The organism is Gammaproteobacteria bacterium (assembly GCA_027296625.1).
GTDB lineage: Bacteria > Pseudomonadota > Gammaproteobacteria > JAKEHO01 > JAKEHO01 > JAKEHO01.
In genome coordinates, this window is sequence record JAPUIX010000135.1 from 40982 (window position 1) to 61146 (window position 20165).

The window sequence follows — 20165 nt, forward strand, 5'->3', positions numbered from 1 at the left end:
CGTGTGTCCAATTCATACAATGGTCCGTCCGTGATTGAGGAATAGCGATGTCGCTCGGGTCTATTATGTTTGACGTTGCCGGGGCAGCGTTGCAACCCGAAGAACGGGAGATGCTTCAACATCCGCTTACTGGTGGTGTGATCCTCTTTAGTCGTAACTATGAATCGCCCGATCAAATCGGAGAGTTCGTGGACGAAATCCATCGACTAAGGGAACCACGTCTGCTCGTGGCGGTTGATCATGAAGGGGGCCGAGTGCAGCGATTCCGGCAAGGCTTTACGCAACTACCTGCCTGCGGTTTGTTGGGCGAGATCTATGGATCAGATAGCGAAAGGGGTGTGCGCCTTGCCGAGGATGTGGGTTGGGTGATGGCCGCCGAGCTGCGTGCCATTGGAGTGGATTTCAGTTTTTCACCGGTGCTGGATCTGAGAAAGGGTGTGAGCAAGGTTATTGATGATCGTGCGTTTCATCGCAACGCGGAGGCTGTCGCAGCGCTTGCCTATGCTTATGTGAAAGGGATGAAAAACGCGGGTATGGGCGCTGTAGGCAAGCACTTTCCCGGGCACGGTTCCGTGGCCGAGGATTCCCATCATACAATGCCGGTGGATAGTCGGCGCTTTGAGGACATTGAAATGGAAGATCTTGTGCCATTTGAGCGCCTTATTCACTATGGGATCCCCGCCATGATGCCCGCCCACGTGATCTTCTCTCGTGTGGATGACCGGCCGTCTGGCTTTTCCGCCGTATGGCTGAAACAGGTGCTGCGCAACCAGCTTGGATTTCAGGGTGCTGTATTCAGCGATGATATTGGCATGGCGGCGGCGGGAGTGGCTGGCGACTTCGTGGAACGTGCCCGCAGTGCCTTGGATGCGGGTTGTGATATGGTCGTGATTTGTAACAATCTCGACGGGGCCGCTGAGATCTTGGAGAAGCTTGGACAACATCCAGACCCGACTTCTCAGGTCCGACTGATGCGTATGCATGGGCGACCAGCACAAGATCGCATTGCGCTGCGAAACGATGAGAAGTGGCAGCGTGTGTCATGCGCGGTCGAAGCCATCGAACAGGCCCCAGAGCTGAATCTCGGCGATGATCAACTTGCCTAAGTTAGCCGATGAGTCATTCTGCGATGACAGATGAACGTCCCTACCCAACACAGGCATGATGCGACTCATTGATTTACGCTTCAATCAGCGCGGAAAACGCAAGATGCGGATCGTAACACCCCTCATGTTGACACTTTTTACCTTGTCGTCAGCCTGGGCTGAGCAGGGATTGTCCGCTGTATGCGAGCCCCTTGTGCTAGTGGCCGATGGGGCGCCTGTTACGCTCAAGCATTCCAAGGGATTATTGTGGAAGGTGTCTAAAAGTTTCACCAAACCAAGTTATCTGTTTGGCACTATGCACGTGGTGGATCCACGTATCGTGAATCTGCCTCCGGCCGTGCAAGTGGTATTTGACCAAAGCGACACCTTTGTGATGGAAGCGGTGCTCGATGTCCCGGAGATGCTGGAGTTTTCTCAGATGATGTTTTTCGCGGATGGAACCCGTCTTGATGCGCTTTTAGGTGATCAGCTTTTTGATATGACTGCGGACGCCTTGGCTTACTATGGCATATCAAGAGAGGTGGCTGAGAGCATGAAGCCATGGGGCGCCTATTTGACATTGAATATTCCTCCTGCACTTGGCGTCCCACTGGACTTTATGTTGCTTGAAAGTGCTCGCATTAACGGTGCCGCTGTGTATGGCCTGGAGACGCTCAATGAGCAGGCCCGCGTCATGGATGATATGGCTATTGACGACCAGGTGAAGCTGCTGCGAGATACCGTCTGCAATTACGATGTTGTACAGAAGGACATAGAACAGATGAAGGATCGCTATTTAGATCGTGACTTGGCAGGGTTGTGGGCCTTTACAGACAAGTACGAGGTACAGGATACCGCGGGCTACCAGAAGCTCATGACCAGACTTCTGTCAGACCGTAATCGTCGTATGGTCGAGCGAATGCAGCCGATGTTGGCTAGAGGTAATGCCTTCATCGCCATTGGTGCGCTTCATTTGCCCGGGAACCGCGGTGTACTATCACTATTGGAGGAGCGCGGATACAGCGTCACGCCAGTTTATTGACAGGTTGGTCGCGCTACTATCCAGTATCACGTTTGAACGCCCAAGCGAACGTAGTCTAATTCCAGCGACAACAATCGCTCACCTTGATGGGGAATGAGGGTATGCAACATTTTTTGAACATGCTGACAGGCTTTCTTGGTGAAAATGACTGGGTGGCCCAGGTCTTCATCGTGGTTTTCGTGGCGCTGCTGATTGATTTTGTGCAACGACGCATCTTGAACAGGCTGCATGTGAAACTTGTAAAGACCGAGAATTTTTGGGACGACTCAGTCGTCGATTCGCTTAAACAGCCGCTCAGCCTGTTGATCTGGATATTTGGCATCGCCTTTGCCGCCAGTATCGTGAGCCAGGAGACGGAGGCAGTCATCTTTGAGGCCGTGGAGCCCATCCGCTATGTCGCTATCATCGCGACATTGGCCTGGTTTCTCATCCGATTAATCCAGCGGGCCGAGGCGAACATCATTGCCAAGCGCGTGGCGGCGGGAAAGCCCTATGACCGCACCACGATGGACGCCGTTGCCAAGCTGCTGCGGCTGTCCGTCATCATTACCGCGGTACTTGTGGCGATGCAAACGCTGGGCTTCAGTGTAGCGGGCGTAGTGGCCTTCGGGGGCGTTGGTGGTATTGCCATCGGCTTTGCGGCTCAGTCCCTGCTTGCCAATTTCTTTGGCGCCATAATGATCTATCTCGATCGCCCGTTTGAGGTCGGTGACTGGATACGATCCCCGGATCGAGATATTGAAGGGACAGTGGAAGACATCGGTTGGCGGCTCACGCGCATTCGAACCTTCGACAAGCGTCCCTTATATGTCCCCAACTCCACGTTCACGCAGATTGCGGTGGAGAACCCGTCGAGGATGCACAATCGGCGTATTAAAGAAACCATCGGTATACGGTATGACGACGCCAACAAGATGGGGAAGATCGTGCAAGAGGTGGAAAACATGCTACGCGAGCATCCTGAGATCGAAACCGATCAGATGCTCATGGTGAATTTCAATACCTTTGCAGCATCCTCGCTTGACTTTTTTATCTATACCTTTACCAAGACCACGGACTGGGCGAAGTATCATAAGGTCAAGCAAGATGTTTTACTGCGCATCCTAGAGATCATCGATTCCCATGGGGCCGAGGTGGCCTTTCCGACCTCTACGGTGCATATCCCGAATGGCCTCCCAACCTACCATGAGACTGCTGATCGGGAAGCCCCGCCACAGGAACGCCTGGCGCGCTGAGGCTCCTGTGTCGTGACCATGACAGGTCGGCGCTGGCGTTGGGGCGGCAGCAAGTACGCCAAGGCTTGCTTCTTCGAATCTTCCGTATACAGGTGACTTTGCTTCCGGGCAGGGTGCCTGTACGCTTATCGCCATGGATTTGGAATTTACGAAAATGCACGGTCTCGGAAATGATTTCGTGCTGTTCAACGCCCTTGCGGACCCCATCACGTTGAGCCCGGAGCAGATTCGATTTATCGCGGATCGCCGTTTTGGCGTGGGCTGCGATCAAGTCTTGTTGCTGGAATCTGCTAATGTACCAGGTGCGGACGTGCGCTTTCGGATTTACAATGCGGATGGCGCTGAGGTGGAACAGTGCGGAAACGGTGTCCGTTGTGTCGGTCGCTTTCTTTGGGAACATGGCCTTGTGGACAAGGATGAGATTGTGGTGGAGACCCTCAATGGACTGCTGACGCTGTACCGTCAGGCGAATGGGCAGGTTAAAGTAACGATGGGGATCCCAGAATTTGCACCGGAGGAGATCCCCATGCTTGCCAAATCGGCCGCAAACAGTTATGTACTACAGGTGGGAGACGAGCAGATCGAAGTCGCTGCAGTGTCTATGGGTAATCCCCACGCGATCATTAAAGTTGACGATACCGACGCAGCGCCGGTACGTAAGCTAGGACCCCTCGTTGAACGGCACGAAGTATTTCCAAACGGCGCCAATGTCAGCTTTATGCAGGTCATCGATTCTTCCCACATTCGCTTACGGGTCTGGGAAAGAGGGGTTGGGGAGACCCTGGCTTGCGGGACGGGTGCCTGTGCGGCGGTGGTCGCAGGGCACCTGTTATCCTTGCTCGATGACGACGTCGACGTCACACTGCCGGGCGGACATCTGCAGATTCGTTGGCGGGGTGGCCAGGAACCGGTCTGGATGACGGGCCCTGCGACTCAGGTATTTGAGGGGCGCATTGAGCTATGACGACTCAGAAGAAGATTGGGGTAGAACCACCACTGCTGACCGCGGAAGCAGTGGCCGCTTATTTGAGGGAAAATCCGCGATTCTTTGTTGACCATGTAGAGTTGCTGGCAGACCTTAAGATTCCCCATGCAACCGGGGAGGCGGTATCACTGGTTGAGCGCCAGGTGTCGGTGCTGCGCGATCAAAACTACCAGTTGCACAAAAAGCTTCGGGAACTGGTGGATATAGCGCGAGGTAACGAAGAGCTGGCACGCCGCATGCATCGCATGATCTTGACCCTGATGGATGCTCAGAGTCCTGAAGCGGTCTTTCATAGTCTAAAGGAGCATCTCCGCAACGACTTCAAGGCCGATGTCATTATCGTGCGCGTATTTGCCAAAGCAGTGGTTGACGAGAGTATCGCGGGCGAAGAGTTCGTTGGCAGGGATGTTCCGGAGAAGGCCCTGTTTGCGGAGCTTATTACACGTGCGCAGCCTTCATGCGGTCGCTTAAAACGTAAACAGCAAGCTTACCTATTCGGTGGTGAGCGGGACGATATCGCCTCTGCCGTATTGGTTCCGCTGCACGGTGCTGGCTGGGGTGGGGTGATGGCCATAGGCAGCTATGATCCGCAGCGCTTCCACCCTGGTCTGGGCGTCGAGCTGCTCGCGAATATGGGCGAGATTGTGAGTTTAATTTTGAATTCGTGGATCGCCGATTAGGCGGTGTGACACTTGCAAACGTCAGCGATCGAACGGTTTCTCGAGACCCTCAACCACCTTTCTGTCAACACCCGCAACGCTTATCGATGCGATTTGAGCTTCCTCGTCTGCTACTGCGGCAGAGAAGGGATTGATACTTGGAGAGCGTTGGATGCCGGGCACATACGTGCATTTATCGCCTGGCGTCACCGTCAGGGAATCGGCGGGCGTAGCCTACAACGCAGTCTCTCGGCGGTCAGAACCTTCTACAGGTTTCTTTCTGACGAGGGCGTCGTCACCCATAATCCTGCGGAGGGGATTTACGCCCCGAAGACGCCTCGCAAGTTGCCAAAGGTCCTGGATGTCGATCAAACGACACGCCTAGTGGATATCAATGCCGCCGATCCCCTAGCGCAGCGGGATCGCGCCATGCTGGAGTTGATGTATTCCTCAGGACTTAGGCTTTCCGAACTGGTCGCCCTGAACATGGACGAAGTGGATCTTGACGATGCCATCGTGGGCGTGACGGGCAAGGGCAACAAACGGCGTTATGTGCCCATTGGGCGATATGCCGTCGACGCACTGAACCGGTGGCTGCAGATCCGAGGCGGGTTGGCCAGTTCCGAGGAAACTGCATTGTTTGTTAGTCGGCGTGGTAAGCGCCTAGGCGCGCGAGCGGTGCAGGAGCGCCTCCGGCAGTGGGCTATTCGACAGGGACTTCCAACTCATGTTCATCCACACATGCTCCGGCACTCCTTCGCAAGCCATTTATTGGAATCCAGCGGTGATCTGCGTGCTGTCCAGGAATTGTTGGGCCACGCGGATATCAGGACAACACAAGTGTATACGCATCTGGATTTTCAGCACCTCGCGAAGGTCTACGATGCGGCTCACCCACGCGCTCGCAGGAAAAAAAGTTCATAACCCCTGCCAAACGCAGCGGTTCTGAGGGTGCATAGTTCCTTATTGATCAGCTTTTCTGAGGATGTGCTGAGTTCGTGTACAATGCTCATCGTCACCCGATGAGTTCAGGCAATTGCAACAGTTTCAGGGCACTACGGTACTTTCTGTGCGTCGTCATGGTCGTGTGGTGATCGGCGGCGACGGGCAGGTCTCGTCCGGCAATACGATTATGAAGGGTAATGCCCGCAAGGTGCGCCGCCTGTTCCACGACACCGTTCTCGCCGGGTTTGCGGGCGGAACAGCAGATGCCTTTACCCTGTTCGAGCGCTTCGAAGGCAAACTGGAAACGCATCAGGGAAATCTAACCCGCGCGGCGGTTGAACTGGCTAAGGACTGGCGCACCGATCGTATTTTGCGCCGCCTTGAGGCCATGCTCGCTGTCGCAGACAAGTCCACGTCGCTCATTATCTCGGGCAACGGAGATGTGATCGAGCCCGAGGATAATCTGATGGCCATTGGCTCTGGGGCGCCCTATGTCCAAGCCGCGGCACGTGCCTTGCTGGACCATACAGAAATGGACGCACGAACCATCGTTGAGACTGCGCTCAACATTGCGGCAGATATTTGCGTCTATACCAACCATCAGTTGACCATCGATGAACTGGATGCAACCGAAAGGGAATAATTACGTTACGCGATGAATTTGATGACAGAGCTGACCCCTCAGGCCATTGTCAAGGAATTGAACAAGCACATTGTGGGACAGACCGCGGCAAAGCGGGCGGTGGCGATCGCTCTGCGTAATCGCTGGCGCAGGTCCCAAGTACCTGAAGAACTCAGAAACGAAATTACCCCGAAGAATATCCTGATGATTGGCCCCACTGGGGTGGGTAAAACAGAAATCGCGCGACGTCTTGCGAAGCTGGCCAATGCGCCCTTTATCAAGATTGAGGCAACAAAATTTACGGAGGTCGGATATGTCGGTCGTGATGTCGAATCCATCATCCGGGATCTGATGGACGTTGCGGCAAAGATGACCCGGGAGGAGGAGCTTCGCAAAGTACGTCGCCGTGGCGAAGAGGCTGCTGAGGAGCGTGTGCTCGATATTTTGTTACCAAGAGCTCGGGGTGTTAGCGAGAAGTCTGAGGATGAAGCAGCGGAAACGTCATCAACCCGAGAGCGGTTTCGCCTGATGCTACGTGAAGGAGGACTAGCTGAGAAAGAAATCGAGGTGGAAGTCAGCGTGCCCGCGATCGGCGTAGAGATTATGGCGCCGCCGGGAATGGAGGAGATGACCAGCCAGCTCCAGGATATGTTTCAAAATCTTGGAGGAGGACGAAAGCGCGTTCGTAGGGTGCGTGTGAAAGACGCGTTGAAGCTCCTAGCTGAGGAAGAAGCGTCGAAGCTCATCAATGATGAGGACCTTAAGGCACGTGTCCTGGAAAATGTGGAACAGAACGGCATCGTTTTTCTCGATGAGATCGACAAGATAGCGAAACGCTCAGAACATGGCGGGCCCGATGTATCTCGTGAGGGAGTGCAAAGAGATTTATTGCCAATAGTGGAGGGCTCCACCGTAACAACCAAGTATGGGATGGTAAGAACCGACTTCATTCTTTTTATTGCCTCAGGTTCGTTCCTGATGGTAAAACCTTCCGACCTTATCCCGGAACTGCAGGGCCGTCTTCCCATTCGAGTTGAGTTAGATGCACTTGGTGTTGACGATTTTGTTCGAATTCTCACAGAGCCGGATGCGTCTTTGACGGAACAGTATGCGGCGCTCATGGAGAGCGAAGGAGTCACGGTGGAGTTCACCAAAGACGCACTTAGCCGAATCGCAGAGATGGCCTGGCAGGTCAATGAAACAACAGAGAATATCGGCGCTAGGCGGCTACATACAGTGATGGAACGCCTGCTGGAGGAACTCTCCTTCGAGGCGTCTGCCAGGCGCGGTGAGAACGTGCGAATCGATGCAGCCTATGTGAATGCTCATCTCGGTGCTCTCATCCAGGACGAAGACCTAACACGTTATATTCTCTAGATGTGTTTGCCCAGGATGTCCGTGCAGGACATGGGCGCTCCTTTTTTTATCCGCAAACTGATAAGAAAGAGAAACAAAAGGAAATGGCCAAGCCAATCCCCACCATGATCAACTTGCACCAGGCTTCGCGTGTACTTGAAATCAGCTTTGATGATGGATCTCAATTCGATCTTTCCTGCGAACTTCTAAGGGCTTATTCACCCTCGGCGGAAGTGCGTGGCCACGGTGCCGGACAAGGCGTTCTGCAAACAGGCAAGGAGATGGTTACGATCCGAAATATTGAGCAGGTAGGTAACTACGCGGTGAAGTTAGATTTCGACGATGGACATAACACAGGCATCTATTCCTGGGACTACCTGTACGATCTAGGGCAGAACAAAGAGCGCTATTGGCAAGAGTATCTCGCCGCACTTGAGAAGGCAGGATATCAGCGCGACCCCGTGAAATGAGCAGCTCTGGCACAATGTATTTTGGCAGTCAGCCCGTCTCCCCGGATGAGAAGACTCGTCGGGTCAAGCACGTATTTGATTCCGTTGCACCGCGTTACGATGTGATGAATGACCTGATGTCATTGGGTGTTCACCGCTTGTGGAAACGCTTTATGGTACATTTGGCTGGTGTTCGCCGTGACCATCAGGTGCTGGATGTGGCTGGGGGCACGGGCGACCTGGCGTACCACTTTGCGCACCTTGTTGGCCCGAAAGGCAGGGTGGTGCTTGCCGACATCAATCCTTCAATGCTGGCGCTTGGCAGGGATTCGCTCATCAATCGAGGATTGGTCACGAACGTTCATTATGTCCAGGCCGACGTGGAGTGCTTGCCTTTTCCAGACAATGTGTTCGACTGCGTCAGTATTGCGTTTGGGTTACGCAATGTGACCGATCAACAAACGGCGCTTGCTTCCATGTATAGGAGCTTGAAATTTGGAGGACGCTTGCTGATTTTGGAGTTTTCCCATGTGACTCTTCCATTTCTTAAGCGCGCCTATGATGCGTATTCGTTCAGGATCCTGCCGTGGCTAGGTAATGTGGTAGCAGGCGATACGAAGAGCTATCAATACTTGGTTGAGTCGATCCGCAAACATCCTAATCAGGAATCGCTTGTCGAGTTAATGGGTAACGCAGGCTTTGTGCATATTGATTATTACAATCTTTCGGGTGGTATTGTCGCTGTTCATAGAGGACATAAAGTGTGAACGTCTACGTCGGAAGCCCCCAGGTTTATTTCAAGTTCTTTAGGACGCCGTGTTGACTATCCCGGCATCCTTTATTGTCAATCTTGAGAAATGGCTTAACCAGCTTATTCAGCTTGACCCCGCAGCGAGGGGGGCGTTTGGAGAACTGTCAGGTAAAGTGATCGCGGTTGAGTTTATAGAACCCGCCGTTGTTTTTTATCTTCTGCCGCAGGAAGAAGGCATTCGTTTGCACACCGCTTTTGAGGGTGCCGTCAATGTGCGCATTTCGGGCAGGCCATTGGCACTCCTTTCGATGGCGATGCGCCGCCCAGGCGATCAACCTACGGTGTCTGGTGACGTGGAAGTGAGCGGGGATGTCCGGCTTGCTCAGCGATTTCAGCGGATCTTGGATGAAGTGGATATCGATTGGGAAGAGCTGTTATCCCGCTGGGTTGGAGACATCGCCGCTCATCAGCTTGGCAAGTTTGGGAGAAGCTTGCGTGAATGGGCGGGTGAGACCAAGCGTACCCTGGAAATGGACATATCGGAGTACCTTCGGGAGGAGAGCGACCTTGTCGCACGTCAGGAGGATGTCGCTGAGTTCGTCGATGCGGTGGACACGTTGCGAGGCGATCTAGATCGGCTCGAAGAGAGCCTTAAGCAAATAGAACGCGACGCACTGGAGGAGCGATAGCGTTACCGTCATGGTGACCCCTGGACAGTTTCTTCGGATACTCACGATTCAACGGGTCCTGATCCGTCATGGCCTCGATGAAATCATCTTGGCTACTCATTTGTTTAGGCCGGTTAGATTCCTGCTCTATCTCCTGCCATGGAATTGGATGCACAGTCATCAGGTACCGAGGGCAGAGCGCCTACGTCGGGCACTTGAAGATCTTGGCCCTATCTTTGTGAAGTTCGGACAACTCCTGTCCACCCGTCGTGATCTGTTGCCCGACGACATCGTAGCGGAACTGGCTAGGCTTCAAGATAGCGTTCCCCCATTTCCCGGTGATGTCGCACGGCAAATTATCGAAAAGGCATATGGACATGGTGTGGATGAGGTGTTTGTTGAATTCAACGAGACGCCATTGGCATCCGCCTCAATCGCACAGGTTCACGCAGCCAGACTAAGGGACGGGCGAGAGATGATCGTCAAAGTGGTGCGGCCCGGCATTGAGAAAGGGATCCGACGGGATGTAGGTCTTCTGTTTATCCTTGCGGATATGGCGGAGCGCTATTGGCGTGACGGCAAGTACCTGCGGCCGACCCGGGTAGTCGCTGAGTTTGAAAAAACTTTGCTAAACGAATTGGACTTGATGCGCGAGGCGGCTAATGCTTCGCAACTGCGGCGGAATTTTGCGCATTCGGAGCAACTATACGTACCGGAGGTGGATTGGGGGCTCACCCGTCGCAACGTCATGGTTATGGAGCGCATTTCTGGGATACCCGTCAGCGACATTGATGGGTTAAAGCGGGCCGGCATCGATCTGAGGTGGCTAGCCGAGGCGGGCGTGGAATCGTTTTTCACCCAGGTCTTTCGCGATAGTTTCTTCCACGCGGATATGCACCCAGGCAACATCTTCGTGACGGTGCCAGATGGAGGTCAATCCGCGAAATTTGTGTTTGTGGACTTTGGGATTATGGGTTCCCTGAGCGAGTACGATCAAAGATATCTGGCCGAAAACTTCTTGGCCTTTTTGAAGCGCGACTATCGTCGAGTTGCAGAATTGCATGTCGAATCCGGCTGGGTGCCGCCGGGAACGCGTGTTGACGAATTTGAATTCGCGATCCGTACCGTCTGCGAGCCACTCTTCGAGCGTCCCCTGAAGGAGATCTCATTTGGTCGTCTGTTGTTTGGGCTATTTCAAACAGCGCGGCGCTTTAATATGGAGATTCTCCCTCAACTGATCCTGTTGCAAAAGACGCTGGTAAACATTGAAGGTCTCGGTCGGCAGCTTTACCCCGACTTGGACCTATGGCAGACGGCTAGGCCCCTGCTCGAGCGATGGATGGGTAAACGCGTAGGTGTGCGGGGTCTCGTGAAGAGCACACGGGAAAATTTTCCCTTATGGGTCGAAAAGTTGCCGGATTTGCCGAATAAATTGATTGACCTGGTCGAGCGTGCGAGGAATGGGAAACTTCAAGTGGAGTGGCATTCGACAGAAATCGAAAGGCTGCGCCGGGAGATTCGGCAGACAAACCGCCGAAGTGTCCTGACCATCATTGCATCAGCGTTTATCATCAGCGCCGCCCTAGTGTTCGCTCTCGATGGATTTACACCGACGATGTTGGGGAGTGCTCCGGTCTTGACCTGGCTATTGGGAGGTCTGGGTGTGCTGATGTTGCTTGCCGCGTCTAGCGATATGTAATTGCGGCAGTCTTATGGCCTGACCAGCGCGCGTTCCACTTCGTCACGCTTGGCCTTGCCCGTGAGCGCCTCAATCAGGGCGAGGGCAAAATCCATCGCGGTACCCGGGCCTCGCGAGGTGATGACCTTACCGTCTCTGACTACGGCGTCCCCTGATACCAGCTGCGCTTGGTGGTTGACACTATCCAGACTGCCCGGGTAGGCGGTCGCTTTCTTGCCCCGCAACAGTCCTGCATTGGCTAACACCTTCGGAGCCGCACAGATGGCGGCAGTGAATCTTTCACTGTTCGCCATCTTCTTGAGGAGTTCCTTCACGCGCGGATCTTCGTCGAGGTTGTCCGCTCCGAGTAAGCCCCCCGGCAGTACAACCATGTCGTAGTCTCGCGTCAGTGCCTCGTCGAGATTTGTGTCAGGCATAATTCTTACGCCGTGGCTCGCTCTCACGAGTTGATCATCGAGGCCAGCAGTGACGACATCGATACCTGCGCGTCGCAGGATATCGACAATGGTGACCGCCTCTAATTCTTCGCATCCATCTGCGAGCGGGACAAGGACAGTTGCCATTCTGTGTCGCTCCGTGTGCGATAAGCGATCATCTCCCTCAGGCTCACCAGATGGACCCCATAGTCGCTGAGTGATGGGAGCACCCTGGACAATACCGCGATCGTTTTGGGATGCGGGTGAGCGATGGCAAGCGCAGTGCCTTGCTGCTTAGCGAGCGCAACCAGTCGCTCAAACTGGGCGTTAATGTGTGTTGCATCCTGAACATTATCGAGGAAGACATCTCGCGTTAGATTGGGTACATGGTTCCGCCTGGCGATATCCGCTGCAACCGTGTATGGAGTGGTTCGGCTGTCAACGAAGAAGTAGCCATGTTCCCGGATAGTTTCGATCAGCCATTGCATGGGTCCTGGGTGGCGGGTTAGAAGGCTGCCCATGTGGTTGTTGATGCCGGTTGCGAGTGGCACCGACATCATGGCGCGTTGTAGTGTATCAACGAACTGGGTGTGGCTCATCTCGATTGTCAAGGCACTCGGTTCGAGCAAATGATTACCGCTAGTGGATTGCATCGGCATATGCAGGAGCACCTCTTTACCTTTCCTCGATGCTTCGAGGGCTAATTCGTTGCCGTTCGGCGAAAAAGGAAGGATGCTGTAGGCCAATGGTCCGGGGAGTGCAATGGCTTCCCGTCCCTCATGGAGTCCATAGCCCATGTCGTCGATGATGATGCTAATTTGTGGGCGCGCCCCATTGTCGTATTCGGCGCCTTGGATGCCCAGCCCTGATATTAAACCAACGCAGACAGCGAGTCCCCTGACGGGCAGACTCAGCCGCGACCGACGATTCTTTATTGGCAAGGTCAAGTGGATTTTCGATTGAGTATGGCGAGTCCCTTCAATAGGTTGAGCGCTTCATACAGCTCGTAGTCCGTCGTTGCAAGCGACTCTGTGCTCTCATCTGCGGATGCCGGGGACTCGACGTCAGTTTTCTCGCTGTCTTTCTGGTCACTCTCCGTATCGTGGTTCTGAAGATGTCTCGCAAGATTCGATTCCTTGACTGTTGGTATGGCATCCTCGTCCGCTTCAGCGAGCTTAATTTTGCCAAGCTTAATATCTGGGGTGATTCCTTCGGCTTGTATGGAACGCCCGGCCGGGGTGTAGTAACGGGCGGTCGTCAGCTTTAATGCAGCACTATTATTCATTGGCAAGATGGTCTGCACTGAACCTTTACCAAAAGTTTGACTGCCGATAATCAGGGCGCGTTTATGATCCTGGAGCGCACCAGCTACAATCTCCGATGCGGAGGCCGAGCCCTCATTAACGAGGACAACCAATGGAGCGCCTTTCAAAAAGTCTGGGGGCCTTGCATTGAATTTCAATTCAGAGTCTTTGACACGACCCTCGGTATAGACGATCAGACCTTTAACGAGAAAAACATCGGAGACGGCGACGGCAGCGCTCAGGATCCCGCCAGGGTTATTGCGAAGGTCCAGAACCAATCCTTCCAGCTCCCCGCCGTTTTCTTTTTTGAGTGCGCTGAGTTCCTCGCGTAGATGCTCACCGGTAGCCGCCTGAAAGTGTGATACCCGAATGTAGCCGAACCCCGGCTCAAGGGTACGGCCCTTCACACTCTGTACCGTGATGATTGCCCGAGTGATCTTAATCGTAAGCGGCTTATCCTCGTCCTCCCTCACGATCGTCAGAGTAATATCTGTACCAGGGGCCCCGCGCATACTCTTGACTGCCTCATTCAAGCTGAGTCCCTTCACAGGGGTATCGTCTAAACGAATGATCAAATCCCCGGCCTTGATACCAGCCCGCTGGGCCGGCGTGTCATCGATGGGGGCAATGACCTTGACGAAACCATCCTCCATGCTGACCTCAATCCCGAGTCCCCCGAACTCGCCCGTCGTTCCTTCCTGAAGTTCCTTGTAGGCTTCCTCATCAAGGTAATCGGAATGTGGATCCAGCCCGGCCAGCATGCCACGGATCGCGTTCTCTAAGAGGGCCGAATCTTCAACCGGTTCCACATAATCGTTTTTTATCTTGGCGAAAACCTCGGTAAAGGTGCGGAGTTCATCCAAAGGCAGTGATTTGGCATCTTTGTTGGTATTTTGTTCAACGTCACTCTCACCAATGGCAATTTGCACCCCAAGCACGAGTCCGAGGATTAGAATCAATATGTTTCGCGCCACAGAATTCATTGAGTTCACTCCATGCATAGTATTTGGAGCCAGTTCTGGCCTAATTCACGGGGGTTAGCCGTTTGCTGAAGGCTCTCTTGGCCTGACGCCGTAGCCGATGGCAAGGCCCAGATCGGCACGGGCAACGCTAAAGCATACAAGTGCGAGGCATAGGGTGACAAGTTATCTATCGGGCTTGACGGCTGCGGCGGCACCACAATGCAGGATTCTGGGGCTCACCCTCGTGCCTGATCTCGAAATAGAGGCCGTTGTTAGTCTGCCCGCCGGTGTTACCCACGCTTGCGATGACCTCGCCAGCCTCAACCCAGTCTCCTACGGATTTGTAGAGGCTCTGGTTGTGTCCATAGACGCTCATGTACCCCTCCCCGTGGTCGATGATGATCAGGAGGCCTAAAGTCCGGAACCAATCCGCGAATACGACACGGCCATGATTGATTGCTTGTAGCTCCTCGCCAGGGCGTGCGCTGATGAAAACGCCTTGCCATTTGAGCGAGGCTTCTTTTTTCGGGCTGCCAAAACGGATCACGAGTTTGCCGTCTACAGGCCAAGTGAGTTTGCCTTTCAGCGTTGCGAACGGCTCCACATCGTCAAGCGGTTCGAGTGGCGCGGGCGCGACCTCGCCCAATGATTCGACCAGCGCTTCCAAGCGGCGCTCATCCTTTCGGTGTCGTTCAAGCTCCTCTCCATGCCGGTCTAATTCTTGGTGCAGCCGAGCAATAAGCCGTTTCCTCGATGCCCGGTAGGCTGTGATCTTATCGATGCTTTCAAGTTGCTCGACCTTAAGGTCTTGTAATGCTTGCGCCTCAAGCTTGATCGATTCTTCAATGGCGCTGATAGCGCCGAGCTTTTCTTTCGCCAGTGCGATCCGCTGGGTCCTGGCCCGATTGTGATATTCATAGTAGATGAGCACCCGCCCCATAGCAGACGGATCTTGCTGGTTGAGTAACAACTTCAGAAAGTCATGCTGTCCCATCATGTACGCTGCGCGAATTTGCTGTGCCAGCTGGTCGCGCTCACTAATAATTTTGGCTTGGTTCGCACGCCTCGATCGTTCTAGATCTTCCAACGTTACGAGCTTTTCTTTTATTGAGCGTTCTATTTCCTCCAATCGCTTGGCGGCCTTGCCAATGGCCACCTCGGTGTCGCGGAGTTGCTTGTAAACGGAATCTGCTTTGGCTTGTGTCGTATCCAGCTCACGCTGGACGCCTTCGATGCGAGAGCGCAGCGTTTCCAGCTCAGTGGTTTTCTCGTTATCTGTTGGTGGCGCGGCCGCCCCGACGGCTGTGAGGCATAAGGAGAAAGTAACAGATTGCCAGACGGGCAGAAAAGCTGGGGGCATCCAGCGACGTTTCGGCATAAGCGCGCGGACTGAGCCTAATTCCCGATGGTTGCCTCGGCAGGGTACTCCACAAGGTGTACAAGGTTGTGTCCGGTCATCTCCGCCGGTTTTTCCAGCCCCATCAAGTGGAGCATGGTCGGTGCAATATCCGACAATGCCCCGGTCGTTGGTAATATGTCGGCGGCGCGGCCAACATAGATCAGGGGAACCGGATTGCTTGTGTGCGCAGTATGTGGTTGACCACGCGCCTTCTCCGTCGTGAACCCCCGCATCTGTTCAGCGTTGCCATGGTCAGCTGTGATTAACAGCTCGCCGCCGACCTTTTGAGTCGCATCCACGATCTTTCCGAGGCAGTCATCGATGGCTTCGACGGCCTTGACTGTCGCGTTGAAGTCTCCTGAATGGCCGACCAAGTCGGCATTTGCGAAGTTGCAAATGATGGCATCGTATCGGCGATTATCAATGGCCTCAACCAATCGGGTCGTGATTTGATTGGCACTCATCTCCGGCTTGAGATCGTATGTGGAGACGCGAGGTGACGGGATAAGTATACGGTCCTCACCCGGAAACTCCCGTTCCTCGCCTCCGTCAAAAAAATACGTGACATGGGCATACTTTTCTGTTTCTGCGATCCGCAATTGTCGAAGGCCAAACTTTGAAATGTATTCGCCGAAAACGTTCCTGAGCGTTTCTGGGGGGAACGCCACTGGAATATCATAGTCCGCACTGTATGCAGTGAGACTGATAAATGCGCCAAGTTGCGGCGTATGGTCACGCGGAAAGTAGTCAAAGTTTGGTTCAATGAAGGCTTGGGTCAACTGCCGTGCACGGTCCGCACGGTAATTTGCGAATATGACGATATCACCGTCTTGAACACTAATGGGGCGCTCCCCACTGGGGACAATGGCGGTTGATTTCACAAATTCATCCGTCTCACCCCGCCCATAAGCTATGTCCAGCGCAATCAATGGATCCTCCGATCGATAGTCCGCTTTACCCTGGCTGATGAGATCGTATGTGTACAGCGTCCGCGCCCAGCGCTTGTCTCTGTCCATAGCAAAGTAACGCCCGATTAGCGAAGCGATGCGGCCGCTCCCCAGTTTCGAAAAATGCATCTGGGCTTGTTGGATGGATTCGGCCGCACTCTTTGGTGGTCTGTCGCGCCCGTCGAGAAAGGCATGGAGATAGACCTTTTCCACACCGCGCCGAGCTGCGATCTCCATGATGGCGAAAATGTGATCTTCGTGGCTGTGTACACCCCCGGGGGATAGCAAGCCGATGACGTGCACGGCATGTTGGGTGGTAGCAGCTTTATCAATCGCGTCTGTAAGCACTTTATTTTTGAAGAACGAGTCGTCGTCAATCGCGCGGGAAATACGGCTGAATTCCTGATCGACAATTCGACCCGCACCAATGTGCATGTGCCCAACCTCGGAATTTCCCATCTGGTTATCGGGCAAGCCAACGTCCACCCCGGAGCAAAGCAACAGCGTGTGCGGATATTCTTCCCACAGGCTCTCCCAAACGGGTGTGTTGGCGCTATGGATGGCGTTGTATAAGGTGTTTTCGCTGTAGCCCCACCCGTCAAGCACGATCAGAACGATGGGTCTGCGGCGCGTGGTCATAGGCCTAAGGTCGGCGGTTGTGTCGCTTGCTTTAGCAGTGGTGGGTGCCAGAGTGTTGATCTATCTGCAATCTGATCGCTTGCAAATACTGGGAGGTGTCACAGCTCGATTAGGTGACTATGCAATCCTCGCAAGCGCTTAGGGCTATTCCTTATATGATGGGTCTTATCGTCACCAACTTATATATAGGGTACCACGAAATGGCCCTTCTCTGACATGCTTAATTTGCCAAATACGTGAGAACCTTCGTGGACAAAAGAGAAATAAATCGTATCATGCGTTGGACTAAATTTGGCGGCAAACTTACTGCCAGCCCATGCAGTATCTCCCGTTAATCACGCGAGCGATTTTTTAATGGACCGTTATATTGAGTTTGTTGTTAATTATTGGTTCCTTTTCGCGCTGCTGGCAGTCATTCTCGTTTTGCTTGGCTGGAATCTATTAGGGAGCAGGTTTCTAGGTGTTAAGCAGGTCGGGCCTATGCAGGCCACGCAGCTAATGAATCGCCAGGATGCAGTTGTTGTTGACGTCCGGGATAAAGCCGATTTTTCCGATGGTCATATCCTAAATGCACTACATAAACCATTAACACAGCTCCAAGATTTACCAAGAGCGCTAGCAAAATACCGCGCGCGACCTGTTATTATTTATTGCACTAATGGCTCTGCGTCCGTACGCGCGTGCAGGACCTTGTTAAAGGAGGAGTTTACACAAGTGTACAATTTAAAAGGTGGTATCCTTGCCTGGCGAAATGCAAATCTCCCACTGACAAAAAAATGATGTTATCGCAAGCCCGAAGTGCTTTTTGCGACGAAGACTAAAAAAGATGCCCAGAGCTCTAATCTTGGAAGCAAAATATGACGGAACAATCTGAGACGCCGAAGCCCGCTGGTCAAGCGCAGACTCGATCCGGCCAGCTCATGATCCAGAAGGTTTATACCAAGGACCTCTCGTTTGAGACACCCCATTCACCCCAGATTTTCTCGGAAGATTGGAAACCAACGGTTAACCTCCAGCTTGCGAATCATGCGACAACACACGGTAACGATCTTTACGAGGTTGTGTTGACCGTGACGGTCACAGTGACATTTGCGGAGAAAACAGTCTATCTGGCCGAGGTAAACCAAGCAGGGATCTTCCAAGTCAGTGGCTTCCCGGAAAATTTGAAAGCGAGGGTGCTTGCCACCATGTGTCCCAATATCCTATATCCCTTTGCGCGGGAGATGGTTTCGGACTTGGTGACCCGCGGGGGATTCCCGCAATTGCTGCTGGCGCCGGTGAATTTCGAGGCCCTCTATGCGGAGCAAGTGAGGCAGCAAAGCGGGGATGCCGCAAACCCACCGGCGGTAACGCATTAATCCTAACTCTCATTCCACCACCTTATTCATCAGGCACTGGCGATGGCAAGCGATACAACACCGGTGCTGGTAGCAGGCGCAGGTTCATGGGGGACTGCGCTTGCGATCGTGCTGACGCGCAATCATCAGCCGACCTATTTATGGGGACGCAACAGGGAAACCATGGCCGCCCTCAAGCGCGATCGAACCAACAAACGCTACCTCCCTGGGTATGGTTTCCAGGACCTCTTGGAACCCGTGGATGACTTGGCTGCCGTCCTGTCAGGCGTGAATGACATCGTCATTGCGGTCCCATGTCAGGGCCTGCGGAGTGTCCTGGAACTCATTGCGCGCGCCTCCCATGCGGGAATTCGGATCTGTATGGCGTGCAAGGGCTTGGAGGCGGGGACCCAGCTACTCAACCATGAGGTGGCTGGTGAGGTCTTGGGTGAGGAGGTGCCCACGGCTGTACTTTCGGGACCGTCCTTTGCAGTGGAAGTCGCCAAAGGCCTGCCGACCGCCGTCACGGTGGCATCCAGTGATGCGAAATTTGCCTCTGACCTCGCCAGGCGATTTCACAGTGAGTCATTCAGGACCTACACCAATGACGATATCATCGGTGTCGAGGTCGGCGGCGCGGTGAAAAATGTCTTGGCGATTGCGGCTGGCATCGCCGATGGACTCGGGTTCGGTGCCAATACCCGTACCGCGCTGATCACGCGCGGGCTTGCAGAGATCATACGCCTCGGCGTGGCCTTGGGCGGGAAGCGCGAGACCTTTATGGGGCTGGCGGGACTGGGGGATCTGGTGTTGACCGCGACCGAGGATCAGTCGCGTAATCGACGTTTTGGGCTTGCGCTCGCCAAAGGGGCCACGGTGGAGCAGGCCCTGGCGCAGATCGGCCAGGTTGTCGAAGGCGTGCGGACAGCCTATGAAGTCGATACGCTTGCGCAAAAATTGGGTATCGAGATGCCCATTACCCATCAGGTGGTTCGGGTCTTAAGTGGCGAGAGCACGCCCCGCGAGGCGGTGCAGGCCTTGCTCGCCCGGGATCCCAAGGCAGAAACCCTCTGAGCTGGCCCTGGACAAGGATCCGCCGTTAATCGCAAATCGCGTTGGCGCGCAAGCACCTGACGCACAGACCGGGATGAATGACTGACCCGAAACAACTCATCAAAGACTATTGCCGGGAGAGTGACCACGGGGCATTCAGCGCGTTCTACCGGCAACAGGCGCCTCGCCTGTGGCGCTTCCTGGTCGCGCGGGGTTGCTCCCAGGATGCCGCTTATGATCTGTTGTCCGAGGCTTTTGCGCGCTTTATTCAAGTGGTCTGCAAGGATCCCCGCGCCCCAGTGGCGCTGCTCTATCGCATTGCCGTGAACGCCCACATCGACAGCTACCGCCGCCAAACCGCCTCCCCGGTCCGCTTTGACAGCGACGTCGTCGATGCCGCGACCGAGTTATCCGTTGAGGCGAGCGATGAACACGAGTATCTTCGTACAGTGATCGGGACGCTGGATGAGAAAGAACAGAACCTCTTGCTGATGCGTTATTGGATTGGATTAACACACCGGGAAGTGGCTGAGGTTTTGGGCTTACCCCCCGGCACGGTGCGCCGCCAATGTGCGGCGGCTGTGAAGAAACTACGGCAACGATGGCAGGTCG

21 protein-coding genes are annotated in these 20165 nt (G+C 54.2%); 16 read left to right on the forward strand and 5 right to left on the reverse strand.

What is annotated here, in order from left to right; all coding sequences use genetic code 11:
* Window positions 1-47: 47 nt before the first annotated feature.
* From nagZ to ubiB, 12 genes are all read left to right on the forward strand, one after another.
* Window positions 48-1106, forward strand: a complete 1059-nt coding sequence (nagZ, locus tag O6944_07785; protein ID MCZ6719031.1) for a beta-N-acetylhexosaminidase — start codon at window positions 48-50, stop codon at window positions 1104-1106.
* Window positions 1107-1161: 55 nt separating this feature from the next.
* Window positions 1162-2127, forward strand: a complete 966-nt coding sequence (locus O6944_07790; GenBank protein MCZ6719032.1) for a TraB/GumN family protein — start codon at window positions 1162-1164, stop codon at window positions 2125-2127.
* Window positions 2128-2228: 101 nt separating this feature from the next.
* Window positions 2229-3362 carry a mechanosensitive ion channel family protein gene (locus O6944_07795; GenBank protein ID MCZ6719033.1) on the forward strand — a complete coding sequence of 378 codons (1134 nt, stop codon included), beginning with the start codon at window positions 2229-2231 and terminating at the stop codon, window positions 3360-3362.
* 133 nt (window positions 3363-3495) lie between these two features.
* Complete coding sequence (gene dapF, locus O6944_07800) at window positions 3496-4326, forward strand: diaminopimelate epimerase (GenBank protein ID MCZ6719034.1); 831 nt, start codon at window positions 3496-3498, stop codon at window positions 4324-4326.
* Window positions 4323-5027 carry a DUF484 family protein gene (locus O6944_07805; GenBank protein MCZ6719035.1) on the forward strand — a complete coding sequence of 235 codons (705 nt, stop codon included), beginning with the start codon at window positions 4323-4325 and terminating at the stop codon, window positions 5025-5027. Before dapF ends, O6944_07805 begins: the two co-directional genes overlap by 4 nt.
* 12 nt (window positions 5028-5039) lie before the next feature.
* Window positions 5040-5930 (forward strand): tyrosine recombinase XerC, encoded by an 891-nt coding sequence (xerC, locus tag O6944_07810; protein MCZ6719036.1) that lies wholly within the window; start codon window positions 5040-5042, stop codon window positions 5928-5930.
* Window positions 5931-6042: 112 nt separating this feature from the next.
* Window positions 6043-6594 (forward strand): ATP-dependent protease subunit HslV, encoded by a 552-nt coding sequence (gene hslV / locus O6944_07815; GenBank protein ID MCZ6719037.1) that lies wholly within the window; start codon window positions 6043-6045, stop codon window positions 6592-6594.
* Window positions 6595-6615: 21 nt separating this feature from the next.
* On the forward strand, window positions 6616-7950 hold the full coding sequence (gene hslU, locus O6944_07820) for an ATP-dependent protease ATPase subunit HslU (GenBank protein ID MCZ6719038.1): 1335 nt from the start codon (window positions 6616-6618) through the stop codon (window positions 7948-7950).
* A gap of 83 nt (window positions 7951-8033) precedes the next feature.
* The gene (locus O6944_07825; GenBank protein MCZ6719039.1) at window positions 8034-8399 is read left to right on the forward strand and encodes a DUF971 domain-containing protein; all 366 of its coding nucleotides are present in this window, start codon (window positions 8034-8036) and stop codon (window positions 8397-8399) included.
* Window positions 8396-9145 carry a bifunctional demethylmenaquinone methyltransferase/2-methoxy-6-polyprenyl-1,4-benzoquinol methylase UbiE gene (gene ubiE / locus O6944_07830; protein ID MCZ6719040.1) on the forward strand — a complete coding sequence of 250 codons (750 nt, stop codon included), beginning with the start codon at window positions 8396-8398 and terminating at the stop codon, window positions 9143-9145. The genes O6944_07825 and ubiE overlap by 4 nt, the downstream gene beginning before the upstream one ends.
* Before the next feature lie 52 nt (window positions 9146-9197).
* Entirely contained in the window at window positions 9198-9818 is a 621-nt protein-coding gene (locus tag O6944_07835; GenBank protein ID MCZ6719041.1) for an SCP2 sterol-binding domain-containing protein, read from the forward strand.
* Between the two features lie 10 nt (window positions 9819-9828).
* Complete coding sequence (ubiB, locus tag O6944_07840; protein ID MCZ6719042.1) at window positions 9829-11496, forward strand: ubiquinone biosynthesis regulatory protein kinase UbiB; 1668 nt, start codon at window positions 9829-9831, stop codon at window positions 11494-11496.
* Window positions 11497-11507: 11 nt separating this feature from the next.
* On the opposite strand, the gene O6944_07845 is transcribed toward ubiB, so the two are convergent.
* The 5 genes from O6944_07845 to gpmI all read right to left on the reverse strand — a co-directional run bounded on the left by O6944_07845 (window position 11508) and on the right by gpmI (window position 17163).
* Window positions 11508-12059 carry a DJ-1/PfpI family protein gene (locus O6944_07845; GenBank protein ID MCZ6719043.1) on the reverse strand — a complete coding sequence of 184 codons (552 nt, stop codon included), beginning with the start codon at window positions 12057-12059 and terminating at the stop codon, window positions 11508-11510.
* Window positions 12014-12859 (reverse strand): divergent polysaccharide deacetylase family protein, encoded by an 846-nt coding sequence (locus O6944_07850; protein MCZ6719044.1) that lies wholly within the window; start codon window positions 12857-12859, stop codon window positions 12014-12016. The genes O6944_07845 and O6944_07850 overlap by 46 nt, the downstream gene beginning before the upstream one ends.
* Window positions 12856-14199, reverse strand: coding sequence for a S41 family peptidase (locus O6944_07855; protein MCZ6719045.1), 1344 nt, complete (start codon window positions 14197-14199; stop codon window positions 12856-12858). Before O6944_07855 ends, O6944_07850 begins: the two co-directional genes overlap by 4 nt.
* Window positions 14200-14365: 166 nt before the next feature.
* Window positions 14366-15556: a peptidoglycan DD-metalloendopeptidase family protein gene (locus tag O6944_07860; GenBank protein ID MCZ6719046.1), complete on the reverse strand. Its 1191-nt coding sequence runs from the start codon at window positions 15554-15556 to the stop codon at window positions 14366-14368.
* Window positions 15557-15573: 17 nt separating this feature from the next.
* Window positions 15574-17163 carry a 2,3-bisphosphoglycerate-independent phosphoglycerate mutase gene (gene gpmI / locus O6944_07865; GenBank protein MCZ6719047.1) on the reverse strand — a complete coding sequence of 530 codons (1590 nt, stop codon included), beginning with the start codon at window positions 17161-17163 and terminating at the stop codon, window positions 15574-15576.
* A 354-nt stretch (window positions 17164-17517) separates the two neighbouring features.
* On the opposite strand from gpmI, the gene O6944_07870 reads away from it, so the two are divergent.
* From O6944_07870 to O6944_07885, 4 genes are all read left to right on the forward strand, one after another.
* Complete coding sequence (locus O6944_07870) at window positions 17518-17943, forward strand: rhodanese-like domain-containing protein (GenBank protein MCZ6719048.1); 426 nt, start codon at window positions 17518-17520, stop codon at window positions 17941-17943.
* A gap of 77 nt (window positions 17944-18020) precedes the next feature.
* The gene (gene secB, locus O6944_07875; protein MCZ6719049.1) at window positions 18021-18521 is read left to right on the forward strand and encodes a protein-export chaperone SecB; all 501 of its coding nucleotides are present in this window, start codon (window positions 18021-18023) and stop codon (window positions 18519-18521) included.
* Window positions 18522-18563: 42 nt separating this feature from the next.
* A complete protein-coding gene (locus tag O6944_07880) occupies window positions 18564-19574 on the forward strand; it encodes an NAD(P)-dependent glycerol-3-phosphate dehydrogenase (protein MCZ6719050.1) in 1011 nt (336 codons plus the stop codon).
* 77 nt (window positions 19575-19651) lie between these two features.
* The coding region (locus O6944_07885) for a sigma-70 family RNA polymerase sigma factor (GenBank protein ID MCZ6719051.1) at window positions 19652-20165 on the forward strand (514 nt) is incomplete at its 3' end.